Origin of the sequence: Streptomyces sp. NPDC042638, from assembly GCF_040647235.1 — a bacterium.
In the GTDB taxonomy this organism is placed as follows: domain Bacteria; phylum Actinomycetota; class Actinomycetes; order Streptomycetales; family Streptomycetaceae; genus Streptomyces; species Streptomyces rameus.
In genome coordinates, this window is the sequence record NZ_JBEZBT010000155.1 from 1 (window position 1) to 1,234 (window position 1,234).

The window sequence follows — 1,234 nt, forward strand, 5'->3', positions numbered from 1 at the left end:
TGCCACGGATCACCGCGAGCACCCGATGCCCGCGCCGCCGCGCCTCCGACAGCCGCTCCAGAACCACCACCCCGACGCCCTCGGCCCAGCCGGTGCCGTCCGCGGCGTCCGCATACGACTTGCACCGGCCATCCGAGGACAGTCCGCCGTGGCGCGAGAACGCCTCGAACGCCCCCGGCGTCGCCATCACCTTGGCCCCGCCCGCCAGCGCCAGCGAGCACTCCCCCTGCCGCAACGCCTGCGCCGCCAGATGGATCGCGACCAGCGAGGACGAACACGCCGTGTCCACCGTCACCGCCGGACCCTCAAGACCGAACACATACGACACCCGGCCTGAGGCCACACTCGACGCCGCCCCCGTGCCGATACCCCCCAGCTCGGAGTACACGTTGCCACCCGCGAAGTAGTCGGTGCCCATGACGCCGGAGAACACCGCGACCTCTTGGCCCTTCAACGTCCCCGGGTCGATCCCGGCCTGTTCCAACGCCTCCCACGAGGTCTCCAGCAACAACCGCTGCTGCGGATCCATCGCCAGCGCCTCACGCGGCGAGATCCCGAAGAAACCCGCGTCGAACTCCCCCGCGTCATACAGGAACCCGCCCCGGGGCACGTCGGGGGTGCCGGCCTGGCCCGGGGCGGAGTCGAACAAGCCCTCCACATCCCAGCCACGATCGGACGGAAAACCGGACACACCGTCCCGGCCCTCGCTGACCAGCCGCCACAAATCATCCGGACCCGCCACACCACCGGGCAGACGACACGCCATACCCACAACCGCAACCGGCTCCCTGGAGGCCTCCAAGAGCTGGCGGTTCTGCTTCTTCAGCGAGCCGACCTCTTCGAGCGACGCTCGGAGCGCCTCGACGACCTTTTCATAAGGAGCACTCACTTGAAATCCCCAACCATCAGGTGCCGCGGAGTCACTTGTCGCCGAGTGCCAGCTGCACAAGACCGTCGACGTTCAAGTCGGCGATCGCGGTCTCGTCATCGGCGTCGTCCACCATGCCAATCGGCGGTTCGTGGTCATTGAGTTCAACCAGCCTGACCAGGGCGTCCAACAGTCCGGCCGCCCGGAGCCGGGCGAGTGGGAGCGATGCGAGCCCGCGCCGCAGCCGTGCCTCGTCCACGTCCGGGCCGGCCGTGACGCCGTCGGGGACCACTTCGCGGTGGAGATAGCGAGCGAGGGCGAGCGGGCTGGGGTAGTCGAAGACGATGGTGGCGGCAAGCTTGAGAC

General features: G+C 69.0%; 1 protein-coding gene and 1 pseudogene. Both read right to left on the reverse strand.

Annotation, left to right across the window (positions count from 1 at the left end; all coding sequences use genetic code 11):
- The coding region (locus AB0B40_RS38200; protein WP_362268247.1) for a beta-ketoacyl synthase N-terminal-like domain-containing protein at positions 1 to 889 on the reverse strand (889 nt) is incomplete at its 3' end.
- Between the two features lie 31 nt (positions 890 to 920).
- Positions 921 to 1,234, reverse strand: a pseudogene (locus AB0B40_RS38205) (polyketide synthase); the annotation flags it as partial.